Here is a 14750-nt window from a genome sequence, read left to right on the forward strand (position 1 = left end):
ATGACGATGGCGCTTGTGCAACCAACGACCGGGCGAGTGTCAGGGCTGTTCTGGCGAAAACCTTCACTGGGTCTGTTTTTACTGCTGCTGGGTCCGCTGATGTGGTTTGGCGTTGTCTATCTGGGGTCGCTCCTGACGCTGTTGTGGCAAAGCTTCTATACCTTTGATGACTTTACGATGTCGGTCACCACGGATTTGACGCTCGCTAACCTGAAGGCTCTGTTTAATCCCGCCAACTACGACATCATTGTTCGTACCCTGGTGATGGCCATCTGCGTGACTATTGCCAGCGCAATCCTGGCATTGCCGATGGCGTGGTATATGGCGCGTTATACCCGCGGCAAGATGAAAGCCTTCTTTTATATCGCGGTGATGTTGCCGATGTGGGCAAGTTATATCGTCAAGGCGTACGCCTGGACGCTATTGCTGGCGAAAGATGGCGTGGCGCAATGGTTCCTCGGCCACCTTGGTCTGGAGAGCGTGTTAAATATGGTATTGACCATCCCGGCGGTCGGCGGCAATACCTTATCGACCTCCGGGCTCGGGCGATTCATGGTATTTGTCTATATCTGGCTACCGTTCATGATCCTGCCGGTGCAGGCGGCGCTGGAACGTCTGCCGCCATCGCTGTTGCAGGCCTCAGCCGATTTAGGCGCCCGACCGCAACAAACCTTCCGCTACGTGGTACTGCCTTTAGCCATACCGGGTATCGCGGCAGGTTCTATCTTTACCTTTTCCCTCACGCTTGGGGATTTTATTGTCCCGCAACTGGTGGGGCCGCCCGGTTTCTTTATCGGCAACATGGTCTATTCGCAGCAGGGCGCGATTGGCAATATGCCGATGGCGGCGGCGTTCACGTTGGTGCCGATTGTTCTTATTGCACTGTATCTGGCGTTTGTTAAGCGCCTGGGAGCGTTTGATGCACTCTGAACGCGCACCGTTGTTTCTCAAAATTGCCACCTGGGGCGGGGTGATATTTCTCCATTTTCCACTGCTGATTATCGCCTTGTACGCCTTTAATACAGAGGATGCCGCTTTCAGCTTCCCGCCTAAAGGGCTGACGCTCCGCTGGTTCAGCGAGGCTGCCGCTCGTGCAGATATCATTGAATCAGTGACGTTGTCACTTAAGATCGCCGCTTTATCTACGGGGATTGCCCTGGTGTTAGGTACTCTCGCTGCCGGCGCGCTGTGGCGGAGTACGTTTTTTGGTAAGAATGCCGTGTCGCTGCTGTTGCTGTTACCTATTGCGCTGCCCGGCATTATTACCGGCCTGGCGCTGTTGACGGCATTTAAAGCCGTTAATCTTGAGCCTGGCTTGCTAACTATCGTGGTGGGTCATGCGACCTTCTGCGTAGTCGTAGTGTTTAACAACGTTATTGCCCGATTTCGCCGGACATCATGGAGTCTGGTAGAAGCATCAATGGACCTCGGCGCAACAGGCTGGCAAACCTTCCGCTATGTGGTGCTACCCAATCTGGGGTCGGCGCTGCTGGCAGGCGGCATGCTGGCGTTTGCCCTGTCCTTTGATGAAATTATCGTCACTACCTTTACCGCCGGTCATGAACGGACGCTTCCTCTGTGGTTGCTAAATCAGCTGGGGCGTCCGCGCGATGTGCCGGTCACCAACGTCGTCGCTCTGTTGGTGATGTTAGTGACGACTGTACCCATCCTGGGGGCCTGGTGGCTAACCCGTGACGGTGAGAATAACGCCGAAAGCGGAAAATAATACACTTTACAGGATCATGCTATGCAACATAACCTTTTGATAAACGGTCAATTAGTGGCGGGTGAAGGCGAGGTGCTGCCGGTATTCAATCCTGCCAATGGCGAAACGATTATTGAGATTGCGGAGGCGACCGAGGCGCAGGTTGATGCCGCCGTCAATGCTGCAGATCGTGCGTTTGTCAGCTGGAGCCAGACAACGCCGAAAACCCGCGCCGAATGTTTGCTGAAAATGGCGGATGTGATTACTGAACATGCAGAAACGCTCGCCAAACTGGAGTCTTTAAACTGCGGTAAACCGCTACATTGTGTTATCAATGATGAAATGCCGGCGATTGCCGATGTATTTCGCTTCTTCGCCGGCGCCGCGCGTTGCCTGCCGGGAATGGCGGCCGGAGAGTACCTTGAGGGGCATACCTCAATGATCCGCCGCGACCCGGTTGGCGTAGTGGCCTCGATTGCACCCTGGAACTATCCGCTGATGATGGCGGCCTGGAAGCTGGCGCCCGCGCTGGCGGCCGGTAACTGCGTGGTGATTAAACCTTCGGAAATCACTCCGCTTACGGCATTGAAGCTGGCGGAGCTCGCGAAGGATATTTTCCCGGCTGGCGTCATTAACGTGCTTTTTGGCCGCGGCCCGACTGTTGGCGATCCGCTCACAGGCCATAGTAAAGTGCGTATGGTTTCGTTGACTGGATCGATCGCCACCGGCGCCCATATTATTGGTCACACGGCGACGTCGATTAAACGCACCCATATGGAGCTGGGCGGTAAAGCGCCGGTCATTGTTTTTGATGATGCCGATATCGATGCCGTCGTTGAGGGCATTCGTACCTTTGGTTTTTATAACGCGGGCCAGGACTGTACCGCCGCCTGCCGTATTTATGCGCAACAGGGCGTCTACGAACGGCTGGTTGAAAAGCTAGGCGCTGCCGTGGCCAGCCTGAAAATGGGGCAGCCTGACGATCCGTCCACGGAGCTGGGGCCGGTAAGTTCTCTTGCCCATCTTGAACGGGTGACCGCGGCTGTCAACGCCGCACGCGCCTTACCGCATATTAAAGTGGTGACCGGCGGCAGTCGCGCGGCGGGGAATGGTTACTATTTCCAGCCCACGCTGTTGGCTGGCGCGCAGCAGGATGATGCTATCGTACAACGCGAAGTTTTTGGTCCGGTAGTCAGCGTAACGTCGTTTAGCGATGAGGAACAAGTATTAACCTGGGCTAATGATTCACAGTATGGTCTGGCCTCCTCGGTCTGGACGCAGGACGTTGGCCGCGCCCATCGTCTGAGCGCGCGTTTGCAGTACGGTTGCACCTGGGTGAATACCCATTTCATGCTGGTTAGCGAAATGCCGCACGGCGGACAGAAGCTTTCTGGTTACGGCAAGGATATGTCGATGTATGGGCTGGAGGACTACACGGTGGTTCGCCATGTGATGGTGAAACATTAACGTACCGGCAGCATTACCTGACTAATAGTTGCAATAGCAACAATTGTTAAAAAAGATAAGGGGTAATATGAGAGTATTCTTATACCCCTTCAAGAGCTAAGCCATTGTGAGTGCCGGAGATAAGCGCCGGATGGGGTGTAAACTACTAAGCATGTTATTAATTGTTAGATCCCTGCAGGATGATGCGGGGATTTTTTTTGTATCGACTTTTAAGAGCGATGCAATAATTAATGTTTATCTTTTTTAGATGGCAGGCCCGAGTGGCGGCGCTCACGAATATAGGAGACAAGGCTGTAGATTGCGATCACCAATAGAACTAAAGCCATTAGCAGGGCAACTATTCCTGACATAAGCGACCTCAAAAATAAGTGAGAGAAAAAGCAAATACGTTATAACGAATAGTAATGAACCTATGCGGAAATCCGTGAATTTGCAAATAATAATTTCGTTCACCTACAGCAATATACAGCACAAAATAACAAGTAGAAAATCTACAGTCCGCATTAAGCGTAAGGATCAGAAGTCGATTGCTGATTATTTTGCGCAGTCAATTTAAGAAAATCCTCACCCCTTAAAGCCAAGTATAGTTAAATATCAATAATCCGGTATACGAAAAACCAGATCAATTTGTTATTTCCAATTATATAAATATTCTCTCCCTGGCGGTGCGGGCATGGCGGATCCCACTTCTTAGAAACGCGCTTCTGGAAGGTAATGGTTGTAGCAATAATGTTAAATATGGGTAGAGATCGCCACCGGGCCGTTGTTTGCATGTATGTGATTTGACTTTATCGCATCGCTCATGAGAAAATTTTACAAAATTTGTTATTCTGAAGTTGAATTGGTTTTGAAAAAGCTAGTATTTCTCCTGTTACTCACCGGCGTAAGCGCGATGCTTTACGGCAATCTCCCTGCCCAGCGTATTAGTGACTGTGAAAGCCTGGGGGCAAATGAGGACGTTTGCGCATCGGTAGAGTGGGATAACGAAAAGCTGAATTTCTTGCCGCAATATAACCCGGAAAATCTTAAGACTATTGCTGCGCTTCAGCAGTCAGGCGCCGGGAAACGCGCGACAGTTAAATCATAAAAAAAGCAGCCGCTGAGGCTGCTTTTTTAGGTTTAGTTGCTGAAAAAATTACTAAAACCAACCAAAACGAACGGATAACAGGCTAATAAGCGCAAGCGCTGCGCCGACATTAATCAGAATTACGGTTTTGCTGGAAACATCCATAACGCCACCTTTATGAGTAAGCCCCTACATTTATAGTCGGTGGCGTAGAGTTGCGCTATCGGACAACACTGAATCAACCGTTTTTCCATGGTCTTTGTAGCGATTTGTTTTGTGAAGTATTGATCTCTGACGTGCTAAGTGGTGCGGGACAGGATAACGCGTATGGCGCGATGTCTGACAGGGAAGGAAAAAAATGACTTTATACCAGAAGATGCTGGTTTTTTATGCCGTAATGGGCTGTATTTGTGCGTTGATAAGCTGGTTTTTAACTAAGGAAAGCCGCTGCATTCGCCTGCTGGCGGCACTGTTGATTGGTGCGACATGGCCGTTCAGCTTTCCTATGGCGTTGCTGGTTTCACTGTTCTGAACGGTGATTTCTGACCCGGCATGGGCTGTGGTACCACTGGCAGGCCATTTCGGTGCCATGGGAAAACCCGGCCGCGCTGGCGCGCGCGATTGCCGGGCTGGCCTGAAAGCATCGCGGTAAATCAGAACGGTAATTCGCGCGGGCGAGTTTGCATGGTTATCCAGCGAAGCTCGGTGAATTCAGCGATCCCGGCGCGTCCGCCGAAGCGGCCATAGCCGGACGATTTACAGCCGCCGAACGGCATCTGCGCTTCATCATGTACGGTAGGGCCGTTAATATGGCAAATACCGGTTTGCAGGTTTTGCGCCACATTCCAGGCGCGAGCGGTATCGCGGCTATAAACCGCTGCCGCCAGCCCGTACTCGCTATCGTTTGCCACGGCCAGCGCCTCTTCCTCGCCGTTAACCCGGATCACCGATTTGACCGGGCCAAAAGATTCTTCATGCCATATGCGCATTTCGCTCGTTACGCCATCCAGCAGGGTGGCGCGCATTTGCGTCGAATCCGCTTTTCCACCGCAGAGTAAATGTGCGCCTTTACTTAGCGCATCATCAATCAACGCGTTGCAGCATTGTACCGTTTTCAAATCGACCACCGGGCCGAGAAGCGTAGGAGGCAGCGCGGAAGCTCGTTGGCTGATTAAAGCGACAAAGTCATCCGCGATGCTCTCATCGACAATAATGCGCTCGGTGGACATACAAATCTGCCCGGCGTTGGCAAAAGCGCCGAAAATCGCGCCCGCCGCTGCCTGCTGCAGATCGGCATCATCCAGTACCAGTAGAGGCGCTTTGCCGCCCAGCTCCAGTATCGCAGGCTTAAGGTGTTCTCCACAGGTGCGGGCAATAATGCGCCCAACCGGGGTCGACCCGGTAAAATTGACGCGTCGTATGGCGGGGTGAGCAATAAGCGTCTCCACCAGCGCAGGCGCTTCGGCTGGCGAGCAGGTGAGATAATTCACCACGCCGTCGGGAAAGCCCGCCGCGGCAAGGGCATCGACGATTAAGCTTTGCGTGGCGGGCGAGAGTTCCGAACCCTTGAGTATCACCGTATTGCCGCAGGCCAGCGGCGTAGCGATGGCTCTGGTTGCCAGAATGAGCGGCGCGTTCCACGGCGCCATAGCCAGCACCACGCCGGCCCCCTGACGCACGCCCATCGCCAGATTGCCGGCCACGTTGGAGGGAATAATTTGACCTTCGATTTGCGTGGTCAAGGCCGCGGCTTCACGCAAAATATCTGCCGCCAGGTGCACGTTGAATCCGGCCCAGTGCGCTGTCGCGCCGGTCTCCGTCGCCATAGTGGCGATAAATTTTGCCTCTCTACGCTGCATTTGCTCGGCGGCTTCCAACAACAGACGGCGACGTTCGGAGGGGATGGTATCGCGCCATGACGGGAATGCGGCGGCGGCGGCTTCTGCGCAGCGACGGGCGTCATTGAGGCTGGCCGCTGCGGCGGTAGAGACTATCTCGCTATTTTGCGGATGTCGGCGAGTGAAAGTAGCGTGGCCTTCGGCATCATGCCAGCGGCCGCCGCTATATAAGCTGCAGGTTATTGTCATTAGCGTAACCTCATTGGTCTGCGGAGTGTCGAGTCTACCGCCTTACCTCATTGCGCAGCGGCGAAAGGGCGGTTATCGCACAACTTTTTTGCAGATTTCTCAGCGGGTCACAACTTAGTACAATAATGAGAACGTTGAACTTGGGCCGTAGCAGACATAATCCATTCGCCACGGCCCAAAGAGGACAGTTAATGTAATGGCTGTACCTGTAGTGCGTCAGAATATTGTTTTAGCTTTTTAATTTTATCTTTTAATATCCAGCTTAATTCCGAAATATTCATTTTTATTTCGTCAACATCGACCGAACTGTTTTCCGTGAAGGCAGGCGTTGCGCCAACGACACCGCTCGCCAACGCTTTATTCGTTTCACAACGATAGCCGATATCATATAGCTTATCGCTTAGCTTTTTCTCGAAAGCGTTGAGATTATCATATGCCCGGAGATAGTCCGTAATTTGGACGGCGGAATGTAATATGTAAAATCGTGATTTGACCGCCGGTGTTTTATCAAGATCAATAGCAATTGAGTCGTCGGGAACAAAAAGATTAACGTTAGGGACCGCCGCGGCTTGCGAACGTTGAGTCACATCATAGACACCGCCATCGTCGGCCTGTAAGGCGGCGTGATGCGTTGCGACCAGAAAACAGCCCGGCCAGTAGTTTATCTCCCAGCCCAGCAGCATTTTTCCACCGACCTGTTCGATCGCCGCGCTGACGTTCCAATAGGCGTTTCCCTCAGGCCCAGGTCTATCAATGACCGGGAGATAGATCGGACTGGCGCCAGGATTCAACTGTTCGGCAAATTGCAACAACCGCGGATCGTTGAGGGTGATAGGCTGATAAATCGAATTCGTCATGTAACGCTCCTTTGACTGAAAAGGGACAATGCGGCACGCGATTGGATCTTAGTCGTAAATAATCATTTTGTCGTACCGGTGCGGGCGTAGCCGATGATAGTGCCGTTAAGCAAAGCAAACAGCACTAACCTTATGAGTTAAAGTGTGAATCTAATAGCGATTCATTATTTGCTGGTTGTATTCCACTGTGCTGTTATTAGTGTGCATATAACAAATTTATAAGGTTTATAACCATGTCTACAGGGAAATCACTACTTGCGCTGGCCTTAAGCGCGCTGTTGCCGACCGGCGCCGCGTTGGCTGCGGCCAACGACACGCTGGTCTACTGTTCGGAAGCCTCGCCGGAATCCTTTAACCCGCAAATCGCCAGCTCTGGTCCTTCATTCGTTGCCAGCTCACAGGTACTTTATAATCGCCTGATAACCTTTGATCCGCTTAAAAACACGCCGATTCCGTCGCTGGCGACCGAATGGAAAGTCTCTCCGGATGGTAAAACCTGGACCTTTACGCTGCGTAAAGGCGTGCAGTTCAACAGCAATAAATACTTTAAACCGACCCGCGATTTCAATGCGGATGATGTGTTGTTCTCGGTGCTGCGCCAGCAGGATCCGCAACATCCATATCACAACGTGTCGCAGGGCAATTATGAATATTTTCACGACGTTAGTCTCGATAAGCTGATTAAAGAAGTGAAGAAGATTGATGATTATCACGTTCAGTTTGTGCTGAGCGAGCCCAATGCGGCGTTTCTCGCCGACTGGGGGATGGACTTCGCCTCGATTCTTTCTGCGGAATATGCCGACGCGATGTTGAAAAAGGGGACGCCGGAATACGTTGATAGCTGGCCTATTGGCACCGGCCCTTACGCGCTGCAGCAGTACAAGGTAGATTCACAAATCCGTTATATCGCCAACCCGCACTATTGGGAAGGCCAGGTGCCGACTAAACATCTGATCTTCTCCATCACGCCGAACGTTGAAACCCGCCTGGCTAAGCTGCAAACCAACGAATGCCAGATCATTCCCGCGCCATCGCCGGTACAGTTTCCGGTAATTAAAGGGAATAAAGATCTGGCGCTACACGCGGTGGAAGCCTTGAACGTGGGCTATCTGGCATTTAATACTGAAAAGAAACCGTTTGATAACGTGCTGGTACGTCAGGCGCTGAACTACGCCACCGATAAGCAGGCGATCGTGAAGGCGGTCTTCCTGGATTCCGGCAACGTGGCGAAATCGCCGATCCCGGCCAATATGCTCGGTTACAAGAAGGATTTACCGGATTACGACTACAATCCACAGAAGGCGAAAGAGCTGCTTAAGCAGGCGGGGGTGGCGCAGGGCGCAGAAGTGACTCTGTGGTCGATGCCGGTACAGCGCCCGTATAACCCGAACTCGAAACGTGTCGCTGAAATGATTCAGAACGACTGGAGCAAAGTCGGCATAAAAGCGAAAATCGTCAGCTATGAGTGGGGCGAATACCTTTCCGGTATGCGCAAGGGCGAGCATGATAGCGCGTTGTTTGGCTGGATGTCCGATAATGGCGATCCGGACAACTTCGCCGGTACGCTGCTCAGCTGTGATAATATCAAAACCGGCTCTAACGTAGCGCGCTGGTGCGATAAGTCCTATGACGCGCTGGTGAAAAAAGCGCTTCTGGTGAGCGATCCGCAGGCGCGCGCCAAACTTTACCAACAGGCTCAGGAAATTTTCTATCAGCAGGCGCCGTGGATCACGCTGGCGACGGGTAAAACTTTCTACGCCACCCGCAGCAACGTCAGCGGCTATAGCGTGAGTCTGATGGGAAGCGATTTTTCCAAAGCTAAGCTGAATTGATCGAAAAGGAGAACAGGATGGCACATCTGGACGATGTCATTGCCAGGGTCGATGACACCATTGCCGGGGGCGTGATTAGCCATATGAACGAGCTACTGATTGCGTTAAGCGATGATGCTGAGCTGGGCCGCGAAGAACGCTATACCCAGCAGCAGCGTCTACGGACGGCGATAGCCCATCACGGGCGTCAACATCATGAAGATCAGGAAGCACGCCGCGAGCAATTAACCAAAGGCGGCGAGATCCTTTAAGGGTGATGTCAGAACTGGCGTCTGGCGACCAGCCAGGCGCCTACCACCAACATCACCGCCCCGCATACTGGCCCGATTAACGCCCTAATCGGCACGCCGTGCGCGCGAATCAAATCAATAACCAATCCGCCAACCAGCTGACTGGCCACCAGCACCGCAATGGTTGTCGCCGCCCCTACGTTTTGATAACCGCTGATGCTGGCGAAGACGAAAAACGATCCCAGCAGGCCGGGAATAAGGGTCCACCATTTGATGTTCAGCGCCAGTTCCTGAAAGCCTGCCGCGCCGTGGCGCAATAGCAAAATGGTGACAAAAATAACAATTCCCACCAGCGAATTGAGCAACATGGCGATAAGAATCGTCGAGGTGGATTGGGTAATGCGGACCATCAGGGTGTTTTGCAATACCAGACCGACGCCCGCCGCTATCAGGCAGGCAAGGGTGAGCGACTGATTCATGCCTCGCCGTCCGGATCCTGGCGATCGTCGAGCTGTAGCTGCATAAAGGTCAGATCCAGCCAGCGACCGAATTTAGTTCCCACCTGCGGCATCTGCCCGCTGGTGATAAACCCCAGGGTTTCATGAAGATGCAACGAAGCATGGTTGCGGGATTCAATTCCGGCCACCATCACATGTTTGTGCAGACGCCGCGCTTCAGCGATAAGCGCGACTAACAACTTACGGCCGATCCCCTTACCCTGATGATCGGGATGGACATAGACCGAATGTTCAACGGTATGGCGGAAACCGTCAAATGCGCGCCAGTCGCCGAACGAGGAGTACCCGGTAATCACGCCGTTTTCTTCACTCACCAGCACCGGATAGCCGGCAATCTGCCTGGCCTCAAACCAGGCAATACGGTTATCGATATCGACGGTTTTGTCATTCCAGATGGCGGCGGTATGCAGTACGGCGTGATTATAGATTTCGGCGATCGCCGCGCAATCGTCTTTACTGGCATGGCGGATGGACATAGCAAGCCTCAAAGTTTGTACACTATAGTAGTACGGTATTATTACAATAATGAACGTCCGGCTGTCATCAATTTTACGATAAATTTTACGTGGAACAGCGCAGTATCGGGGATAGCGGACAGTTGTGTAATACGGTAGTGCGCACTATATTGTTACGTCATGAATACTATAGAAGACAATCTCAATCAGCGCATTAGCGCACGCATTCGTATCGAACGCGAGTCCCGCGGCTGGTCGCTAAGCGATCTGGCTGAACGCGCAGGGGCCTCGCGGGCAATGGTGCATAAAATAGAACGTGGCGAAAGTAGCCCCACCGCGACGATGCTGGGCCGTCTCTCTGGCGCGTTTGGTATCAGCATGTCGACGTTGATTGCGCGTGCAGAGATGCAGGAGGGTAAGCTTTTGCGCTTTGCCAACCAGCCGGTGTGGCGCGATCCACAAAGCCACTATTTGCGCCGTCACGTCTCGCCGCGTAGCGATCTGCCGCTCGATCTGGTGCAAATAGAGTTGCCGGCCGGCAGCGATGTACCGATGCCTGCTTCTTCGTACGCGCTGGCGCGACAGCTCATCTGGCTACAGCAGGGTGAGTTAGTTTTTGTTGAAGGGAACACTCGCCATCAGATGCAGACGGGGGATTGTCTGGAATTGGGGCCGCCCAACGATTGCCGGTTTATCAATGAGTCCAGCGAGACTTGCGTCTACCTGGTAGTGCGTCTGAATCAATCCGGCTCATAATGTTAAAGCGCGTTAAGCATAAAACGGCTAGCCTCAGTACAGGCCGTTAACAAGAGGAGTTTGCTATGACCGCTAATCCACAACGCCATCACCGCTGGGTATTGGCTTCACGCCCGCACGGTGAACCTACCGCCGAAAATTTCAGACTGGAAGAGGGCGATCTACCAACGCCGGGGGCGAATCAGATCCTGCTGCGGACTATTTATTTGTCACTCGACCCTTATATGCGCGGACGGATGAGCGATGCGCCTTCTTATTCGCCACCGGTGGACATTGGCGCGGTGATGGTCGGGGGGACGGTAAGTCGCGTGGTGAGCTCTAATCACCCTGATTTTAAACCCGGTGAGTGGGTGCTTGGCTATAGTGGCTGGCAGGATTATGCGCTTTCCGATGGTAGCGATCTGGTTAAGCTCGGCGACAATCCTGAACACCCTTCCTGGGCGCTGGGGGTGTTAGGCATGCCGGGATTTACCGCTTATATGGGGCTGCTGGATATCGGCCAGCCGAAAGCGGGCGAAACGCTGGTGGTGGCGGCGGCAACCGGGCCGGTGGGGGCCACCGTCGGGCAGATTGGCAAACTTAAGGGTTGCCGCACCGTCGGTATTGCCGGCGGCGCCGAGAAATGTCGTTATGCGGTAGAGACGTTAGGCTTTGATATTTGTCTTGACCATCGCGCTGCGGATTTCAGCCAGCAGCTGGCGCAGGCGTGTCCGCAGGGAATCGATGTCTACTATGAAAACGTCGGCGGTAAAGTCTTTGATGCGGTTCTGCCGTTGCTGAATACTGCGGCGCGTGTTCCCGTGTGCGGACTGGTTAGCGGCTACAACGCCACCGCGTTACCGGATGGCCCGGATCGGCTGCCGCTGCTGATGGCGACCATCCTTAAAAAACGCATTCGTATGCAGGGCTTTATCATCGGCCAGGATTATGGCCATCGCATTGCCGAGTTCCAGCAGCAAATGGGGCGCTGGGTACAGGAAGGTAAAATCAAATATCGCGAGCAGCAGATTGCGGGCCTGGCGCAGGCGCCGCAGGCGCTGATTGGCCTGCTGAAGGGGGAAAACTTCGGCAAAGTGGTGATTAACGTCGCAGCGGACGAGTAACGTCGCCGTTTTCTCCAATGCCCCCGAAGAAGCATGCGGGGGCGCTTTCGCCGCCTTTAACCAAAAAATGATTAATCCATACTTTTATTAATGGTTTGCTTTTCCGTGAGCGGCTTTTTATCCTTAAGGAAACTTAAGAGGTTAATGCGATGAAAGATGTAGTTGATAAATGCAGTACCAAAGGCTGCGCCATTGATGTTGGCACCATTATCGATAACGAAGACTGCGTTTACCGGGTCGAGAAACTTTTCCCTACCCGTGAAGAAGCGGAGTCCGCGGTAGCGGCCATTCGTGAACGCGCCGTTGCCGCCGCCAGCGAAACGCCGACCGTGGATTACACTATTGAACCGGTGGGTAATGAGGCGAAACTGGACGCGGCGGTGAATTTCTCCTGCCAGGCGGAAAAAATTATTTTCGAATTGTCTTTAAGAAGCGCCTTCTAACAGACTGCGGCGGAATCAAAAAGGGATCCCAATTGGGATCCCTTTTTTATCATCACCCATCGGCGGGCGTAGTTACTCGAAACGCCAGGCGAGATTCATACCGATGCCGAAGTTACGGCCCGGCGCCGGTTCGTAATAACGACCATTGGATTCGTTGACAATCACTGAGCCCACGTAATTGCGATCAAACAGATTATCGACGCGGCCAAACAGATCCATATCCATTTTTCCGTAGCTCCACTTATAGCCGGTGGTCAGGCCAACCACGGTCCACGATGGCGCTTTGGCGGTGTTGGCGTCGTTGGTCATAATGTCGCCCATATAACGGATATCGCTCCCCGCGTACCAGCCCTGTTCCGGTTGATAACCGAAAGAGGCGTAGCCCATATTGCGGGCGATACCCGGAATACGATTGCCGTTGCAGTCTGACGAACCGCAAACGTTCGTGCGATAGGTGGCGTCGAGCCAGGTCCATGCTGCTTTTAATTTCCAACTGTCGCCAAACTGCTGGTCGAGACCTAATTCCATTCCCTGACGACGGGTCTTACCGGCGTTTTTATAGCTGGTGCGACCGCCACTGCTGGAATCGACCACAATCTCATTGTCGGTATCGGTCTGGAAAAGCGCGGCGGTGAACAGTCCGTTGCCTATCCGCGTTTTGCTGCCAATTTCCACGGTTTCATTTGTGGAAGGTTTAAGATCGAAATTTAATCCGCTCTGGTTGCCAGAACGATAAGAGAGCTCATTGATCGTCGGCGTTTCAAAACCGCGCCCGGCGGAAAGATAGATATTCCAGGCATCCGTGACGGCATATTTCAATGAACCGGCTGGCAGCCATTTGTGATAGCTGGCATCGCCGCTATCGTCGCCGTTACCCGGAGTGACGTAATAGTCGTTAGAGTCAAACCACACCGAACTGTAGCGGACGCCAGCGTCTAGGGTCAGTTTCTGCGTCAACTGCCACTGGGTTTGCAGGTACGGATCCAGGTTCCACATCAGATTGCGTTCATTACGGCGCAGGTCGCCCTGTTCGCCGTATTGCGGCGCGCCGTTCACCAGAACGTAGTTTTCATAGCCCTTACGTCGTTCGCTCATGTTTTCGTAATCAAGACCGGTGGTAAAGGTCACCGGCACCAGTAATTCACCGCGGTGGGTCCAGCGGGTGTCGATCCCCTGATAATGGCGAGTTAAATCGATGACGCCCCCGGAATGCGAGGGCTTCAACTGCGGCGCCATCGGGATTGATTGGTACTGAGTGGTTTCGCGCTCGCCGGCATACATCATCACGCTCAGATCGTCCTGCTGGCTAAGCTGGCGCTCATAGCGTAATCCGGCCTGAGTCTGCTTCACCGTTTTACGTGTGTTGTACTGGTCGCCGCGGGGCGACTGGCGCGGGTTATTCTGCCACTCGTCGTAGCTCAATCCGCCCGGGTCGTTAGCTTTAATATCCACGCTATTGAACAGCAACGTTAATTTACTGACGTCATCAATACGCACGCCTAATTTTGCGTTGGCGAGATTTTTCCGCGCGCCGCTATGGTCGCGTGAACCATGGGTAGTGAAACGGTTGGTAGACACCGTGTAGTCGACGTCGCCAGCCTGAGTGCCGTCGCCGACGGCGCCGGTAGCTTTCAGTCCATAATGCCAGGTACCGAAGCTGCCGTAGTAGCTGCTGGCCTCAATGGTCGGCGGCTGGCTGCCGGTTTGGGTATTGACGTTAATTACGCCGCCGGAAGAGTTGCCATAGAGCGCGGAAAAAGGTCCGCGTAACACTTCCAGGCTATCGATGCTGCCGATATCGATATTCGATGTCTGCCCCTGGCCATCGGGCATGGTGGCAGGGATACCGTCAACGTATAGCCGCAGGCCACGGACGCCGTAGGTGGAGCGGGAACCGAAACCACGAATCGACAACTGCAAATCCTGAGCATAGTTTTGCCGGTTTTGTACCTGTAAACCGGGTACCGCGCCGGGCGATTCCGAGAGGTTAATTCGCGGGGCGGCCTGTCGCATATCATCGCCATTCACTACGCTGACGGCGGCAGGGGTATCCAGTTCGGAAACCGCGGTAGGCGTCGCCGTGACGACCATGGTTTGTTCGTCGTTGGTGCTGGCATGCACGTTGGCGACGAGAGGGAGTAATAAAGCGGGGAGCGCGACCGTGCGCATGGCAATAATCTTCATCAAAGCGACTCGCAAAGAGAAACGTACCAAATGGAACATATGTATAT

At 53.4% G+C, this 14750-nt stretch carries 17 protein-coding genes; 10 read left to right on the forward strand and 7 right to left on the reverse strand.

Going from position 1 to position 14750, the window contains the following annotated elements; genetic code table 11:
• From ACSEMK_RS20200 to patD, 3 genes are read left to right on the forward strand one after another with little or no spacing between them, the layout of a single operon-like run.
• A complete protein-coding gene (locus ACSEMK_RS20200) occupies positions 1–930 on the forward strand; it encodes an ABC transporter permease (RefSeq protein WP_316423983.1) in 930 nt (309 codons plus the stop codon).
• Entirely contained in the window at positions 920–1726 is an 807-nt protein-coding gene (locus ACSEMK_RS20205) for an ABC transporter permease (protein WP_113373273.1), read from the forward strand. Before ACSEMK_RS20200 ends, ACSEMK_RS20205 begins: the two co-directional genes overlap by 11 nt.
• Positions 1727–1747: 21 nt before the next feature.
• Positions 1748–3172 (forward strand): aminobutyraldehyde dehydrogenase, encoded by a 1425-nt coding sequence (patD, locus tag ACSEMK_RS20210; RefSeq protein WP_087859537.1) that lies wholly within the window; start codon positions 1748–1750, stop codon positions 3170–3172.
• A 227-nt stretch (positions 3173–3399) separates the two neighbouring features.
• On the opposite strand, the gene ACSEMK_RS20215 is transcribed toward patD, so the two are convergent.
• A complete protein-coding gene (locus ACSEMK_RS20215) occupies positions 3400–3522 on the reverse strand; it encodes a small membrane protein (RefSeq protein WP_087859538.1) in 123 nt (40 codons plus the stop codon).
• A 452-nt stretch (positions 3523–3974) separates the two neighbouring features.
• Here ACSEMK_RS20215 and ACSEMK_RS20220 point away from each other — a divergent pair, with 452 nt between their 5' ends.
• Positions 3975–4259: a hypothetical protein gene (locus ACSEMK_RS20220; protein ID WP_259678461.1), complete on the forward strand. Its 285-nt coding sequence runs from the start codon at positions 3975–3977 to the stop codon at positions 4257–4259.
• 51 nt (positions 4260–4310) lie between these two features.
• Here the strand turns inward: ACSEMK_RS20220 and yncL are convergent, their stop codons facing one another.
• A complete protein-coding gene (gene yncL / locus ACSEMK_RS20225) occupies positions 4311–4403 on the reverse strand; it encodes a stress response membrane protein YncL (protein WP_064571558.1) in 93 nt (30 codons plus the stop codon).
• A gap of 193 nt (positions 4404–4596) precedes the next feature.
• On the opposite strand from yncL, the gene ACSEMK_RS20230 reads away from it, so the two are divergent.
• On the forward strand, positions 4597–4770 hold the full coding sequence (locus tag ACSEMK_RS20230) for a GhoT/OrtT family toxin (protein WP_015366412.1): 174 nt from the start codon (positions 4597–4599) through the stop codon (positions 4768–4770).
• A gap of 121 nt (positions 4771–4891) precedes the next feature.
• On the opposite strand, the gene ACSEMK_RS20235 is transcribed toward ACSEMK_RS20230, so the two are convergent.
• Together ACSEMK_RS20235 and ACSEMK_RS20240 are read right to left on the reverse strand one after the other, a co-directional pair.
• On the reverse strand, positions 4892–6325 hold the full coding sequence (locus ACSEMK_RS20235; RefSeq protein WP_430915406.1) for an aldehyde dehydrogenase: 1434 nt from the start codon (positions 6323–6325) through the stop codon (positions 4892–4894).
• A gap of 188 nt (positions 6326–6513) precedes the next feature.
• Entirely contained in the window at positions 6514–7182 is a 669-nt protein-coding gene (locus tag ACSEMK_RS20240; RefSeq protein ID WP_087859541.1) for a hypothetical protein, read from the reverse strand.
• 233 nt (positions 7183–7415) lie between these two features.
• Here ACSEMK_RS20240 and ACSEMK_RS20245 point away from each other — a divergent pair, with 233 nt between their 5' ends.
• Together ACSEMK_RS20245 and ACSEMK_RS20250 are read left to right on the forward strand one after the other, a co-directional pair.
• Complete coding sequence (locus tag ACSEMK_RS20245) at positions 7416–9014, forward strand: ABC transporter substrate-binding protein (RefSeq protein ID WP_435336635.1); 1599 nt, start codon at positions 7416–7418, stop codon at positions 9012–9014.
• A 17-nt stretch (positions 9015–9031) separates the two neighbouring features.
• Entirely contained in the window at positions 9032–9265 is a 234-nt protein-coding gene (locus ACSEMK_RS20250) for a YdcY family protein (protein ID WP_113373278.1), read from the forward strand.
• Positions 9266–9273: 8 nt separating this feature from the next.
• Here ACSEMK_RS20250 and ACSEMK_RS20255 read toward each other — a convergent pair whose 3' ends face one another.
• Positions 9274–9723, reverse strand: a complete 450-nt coding sequence (locus ACSEMK_RS20255; protein WP_435336636.1) for a DMT family transporter — start codon at positions 9721–9723, stop codon at positions 9274–9276.
• Positions 9720–10238 carry a GNAT family N-acetyltransferase gene (locus ACSEMK_RS20260; RefSeq protein WP_087859544.1) on the reverse strand — a complete coding sequence of 173 codons (519 nt, stop codon included), beginning with the start codon at positions 10236–10238 and terminating at the stop codon, positions 9720–9722. Before ACSEMK_RS20260 ends, ACSEMK_RS20255 begins: the two co-directional genes overlap by 4 nt.
• A gap of 159 nt (positions 10239–10397) precedes the next feature.
• Here ACSEMK_RS20260 and ACSEMK_RS20265 point away from each other — a divergent pair, with 159 nt between their 5' ends.
• From ACSEMK_RS20265 to ACSEMK_RS20275, 3 genes are all read left to right on the forward strand, one after another.
• Positions 10398–10973, forward strand: coding sequence for a helix-turn-helix domain-containing protein (locus ACSEMK_RS20265; protein WP_271032618.1), 576 nt, complete (start codon positions 10398–10400; stop codon positions 10971–10973).
• 65 nt (positions 10974–11038) lie between these two features.
• A complete protein-coding gene (locus ACSEMK_RS20270) occupies positions 11039–12076 on the forward strand; it encodes an NADP-dependent oxidoreductase (protein WP_087859546.1) in 1038 nt (345 codons plus the stop codon).
• Positions 12077–12225: 149 nt separating this feature from the next.
• Entirely contained in the window at positions 12226–12519 is a 294-nt protein-coding gene (locus ACSEMK_RS20275) for a DUF406 domain-containing protein (protein WP_047054792.1), read from the forward strand.
• Positions 12520–12591: 72 nt separating this feature from the next.
• Here ACSEMK_RS20275 and pqqU read toward each other — a convergent pair whose 3' ends face one another.
• A complete protein-coding gene (pqqU, locus tag ACSEMK_RS20280) occupies positions 12592–14703 on the reverse strand; it encodes a TonB-dependent receptor PqqU (RefSeq protein WP_430915408.1) in 2112 nt (703 codons plus the stop codon).
• Positions 14704–14750: the final 47 nt, after the last annotated feature.

The organism is Klebsiella sp. K-3 (assembly GCF_051207495.1).
Classification (GTDB): Bacteria; Pseudomonadota; Gammaproteobacteria; order Enterobacterales; family Enterobacteriaceae; genus Klebsiella; species Klebsiella aerogenes.

Bases quoted from the DNA above. Each gene is read 5' to 3' on its own strand.
- ACSEMK_RS20240 (WP_087859541.1), bottom strand. From the start codon at position 7,182: ATGACGAATTCGATTTATCAGCCTATCACCCTCAACGATCCGCGGTTG.
- patD (WP_087859537.1), top strand. From the start codon at position 1,748: ATGCAACATAACCTTTTGATAAACGGTCAATTAGTGGCGGGTGAAGGC.
- ACSEMK_RS20250 (WP_113373278.1), top strand. From the start codon at position 9,032: ATGGCACATCTGGACGATGTCATTGCCAGGGTCGATGACACCATTGCC.
- pqqU (WP_430915408.1), bottom strand. From the start codon at position 14,703: ATGAAGATTATTGCCATGCGCACGGTCGCGCTCCCCGCTTTATTACTC.
- ACSEMK_RS20265 (WP_271032618.1), top strand. From the start codon at position 10,398: ATGAATACTATAGAAGACAATCTCAATCAGCGCATTAGCGCACGCATT.
- ACSEMK_RS20255 (WP_435336636.1), bottom strand. From the start codon at position 9,723: ATGAATCAGTCGCTCACCCTTGCCTGCCTGATAGCGGCGGGCGTCGGT.
- ACSEMK_RS20200 (WP_316423983.1), top strand. From the start codon at position 1: ATGACGATGGCGCTTGTGCAACCAACGACCGGGCGAGTGTCAGGGCTG.
- ACSEMK_RS20270 (WP_087859546.1), top strand. From the start codon at position 11,039: ATGACCGCTAATCCACAACGCCATCACCGCTGGGTATTGGCTTCACGC.
- ACSEMK_RS20275 (WP_047054792.1), top strand. From the start codon at position 12,226: ATGAAAGATGTAGTTGATAAATGCAGTACCAAAGGCTGCGCCATTGAT.
- ACSEMK_RS20230 (WP_015366412.1), top strand. From the start codon at position 4,597: ATGACTTTATACCAGAAGATGCTGGTTTTTTATGCCGTAATGGGCTGT.
- ACSEMK_RS20215 (WP_087859538.1), bottom strand. From the start codon at position 3,522: ATGTCAGGAATAGTTGCCCTGCTAATGGCTTTAGTTCTATTGGTGATC.
- ACSEMK_RS20205 (WP_113373273.1), top strand. From the start codon at position 920: ATGCACTCTGAACGCGCACCGTTGTTTCTCAAAATTGCCACCTGGGGC.
- ACSEMK_RS20260 (WP_087859544.1), bottom strand. From the start codon at position 10,238: ATGTCCATCCGCCATGCCAGTAAAGACGATTGCGCGGCGATCGCCGAA.
- ACSEMK_RS20220 (WP_259678461.1), top strand. From the start codon at position 3,975: ATGAGAAAATTTTACAAAATTTGTTATTCTGAAGTTGAATTGGTTTTG.
- yncL (WP_064571558.1), bottom strand. From the start codon at position 4,403: ATGGATGTTTCCAGCAAAACCGTAATTCTGATTAATGTCGGCGCAGCG.
- ACSEMK_RS20245 (WP_435336635.1), top strand. From the start codon at position 7,416: ATGTCTACAGGGAAATCACTACTTGCGCTGGCCTTAAGCGCGCTGTTG.
- ACSEMK_RS20235 (WP_430915406.1), bottom strand. From the start codon at position 6,325: ATGACAATAACCTGCAGCTTATATAGCGGCGGCCGCTGGCATGATGCC.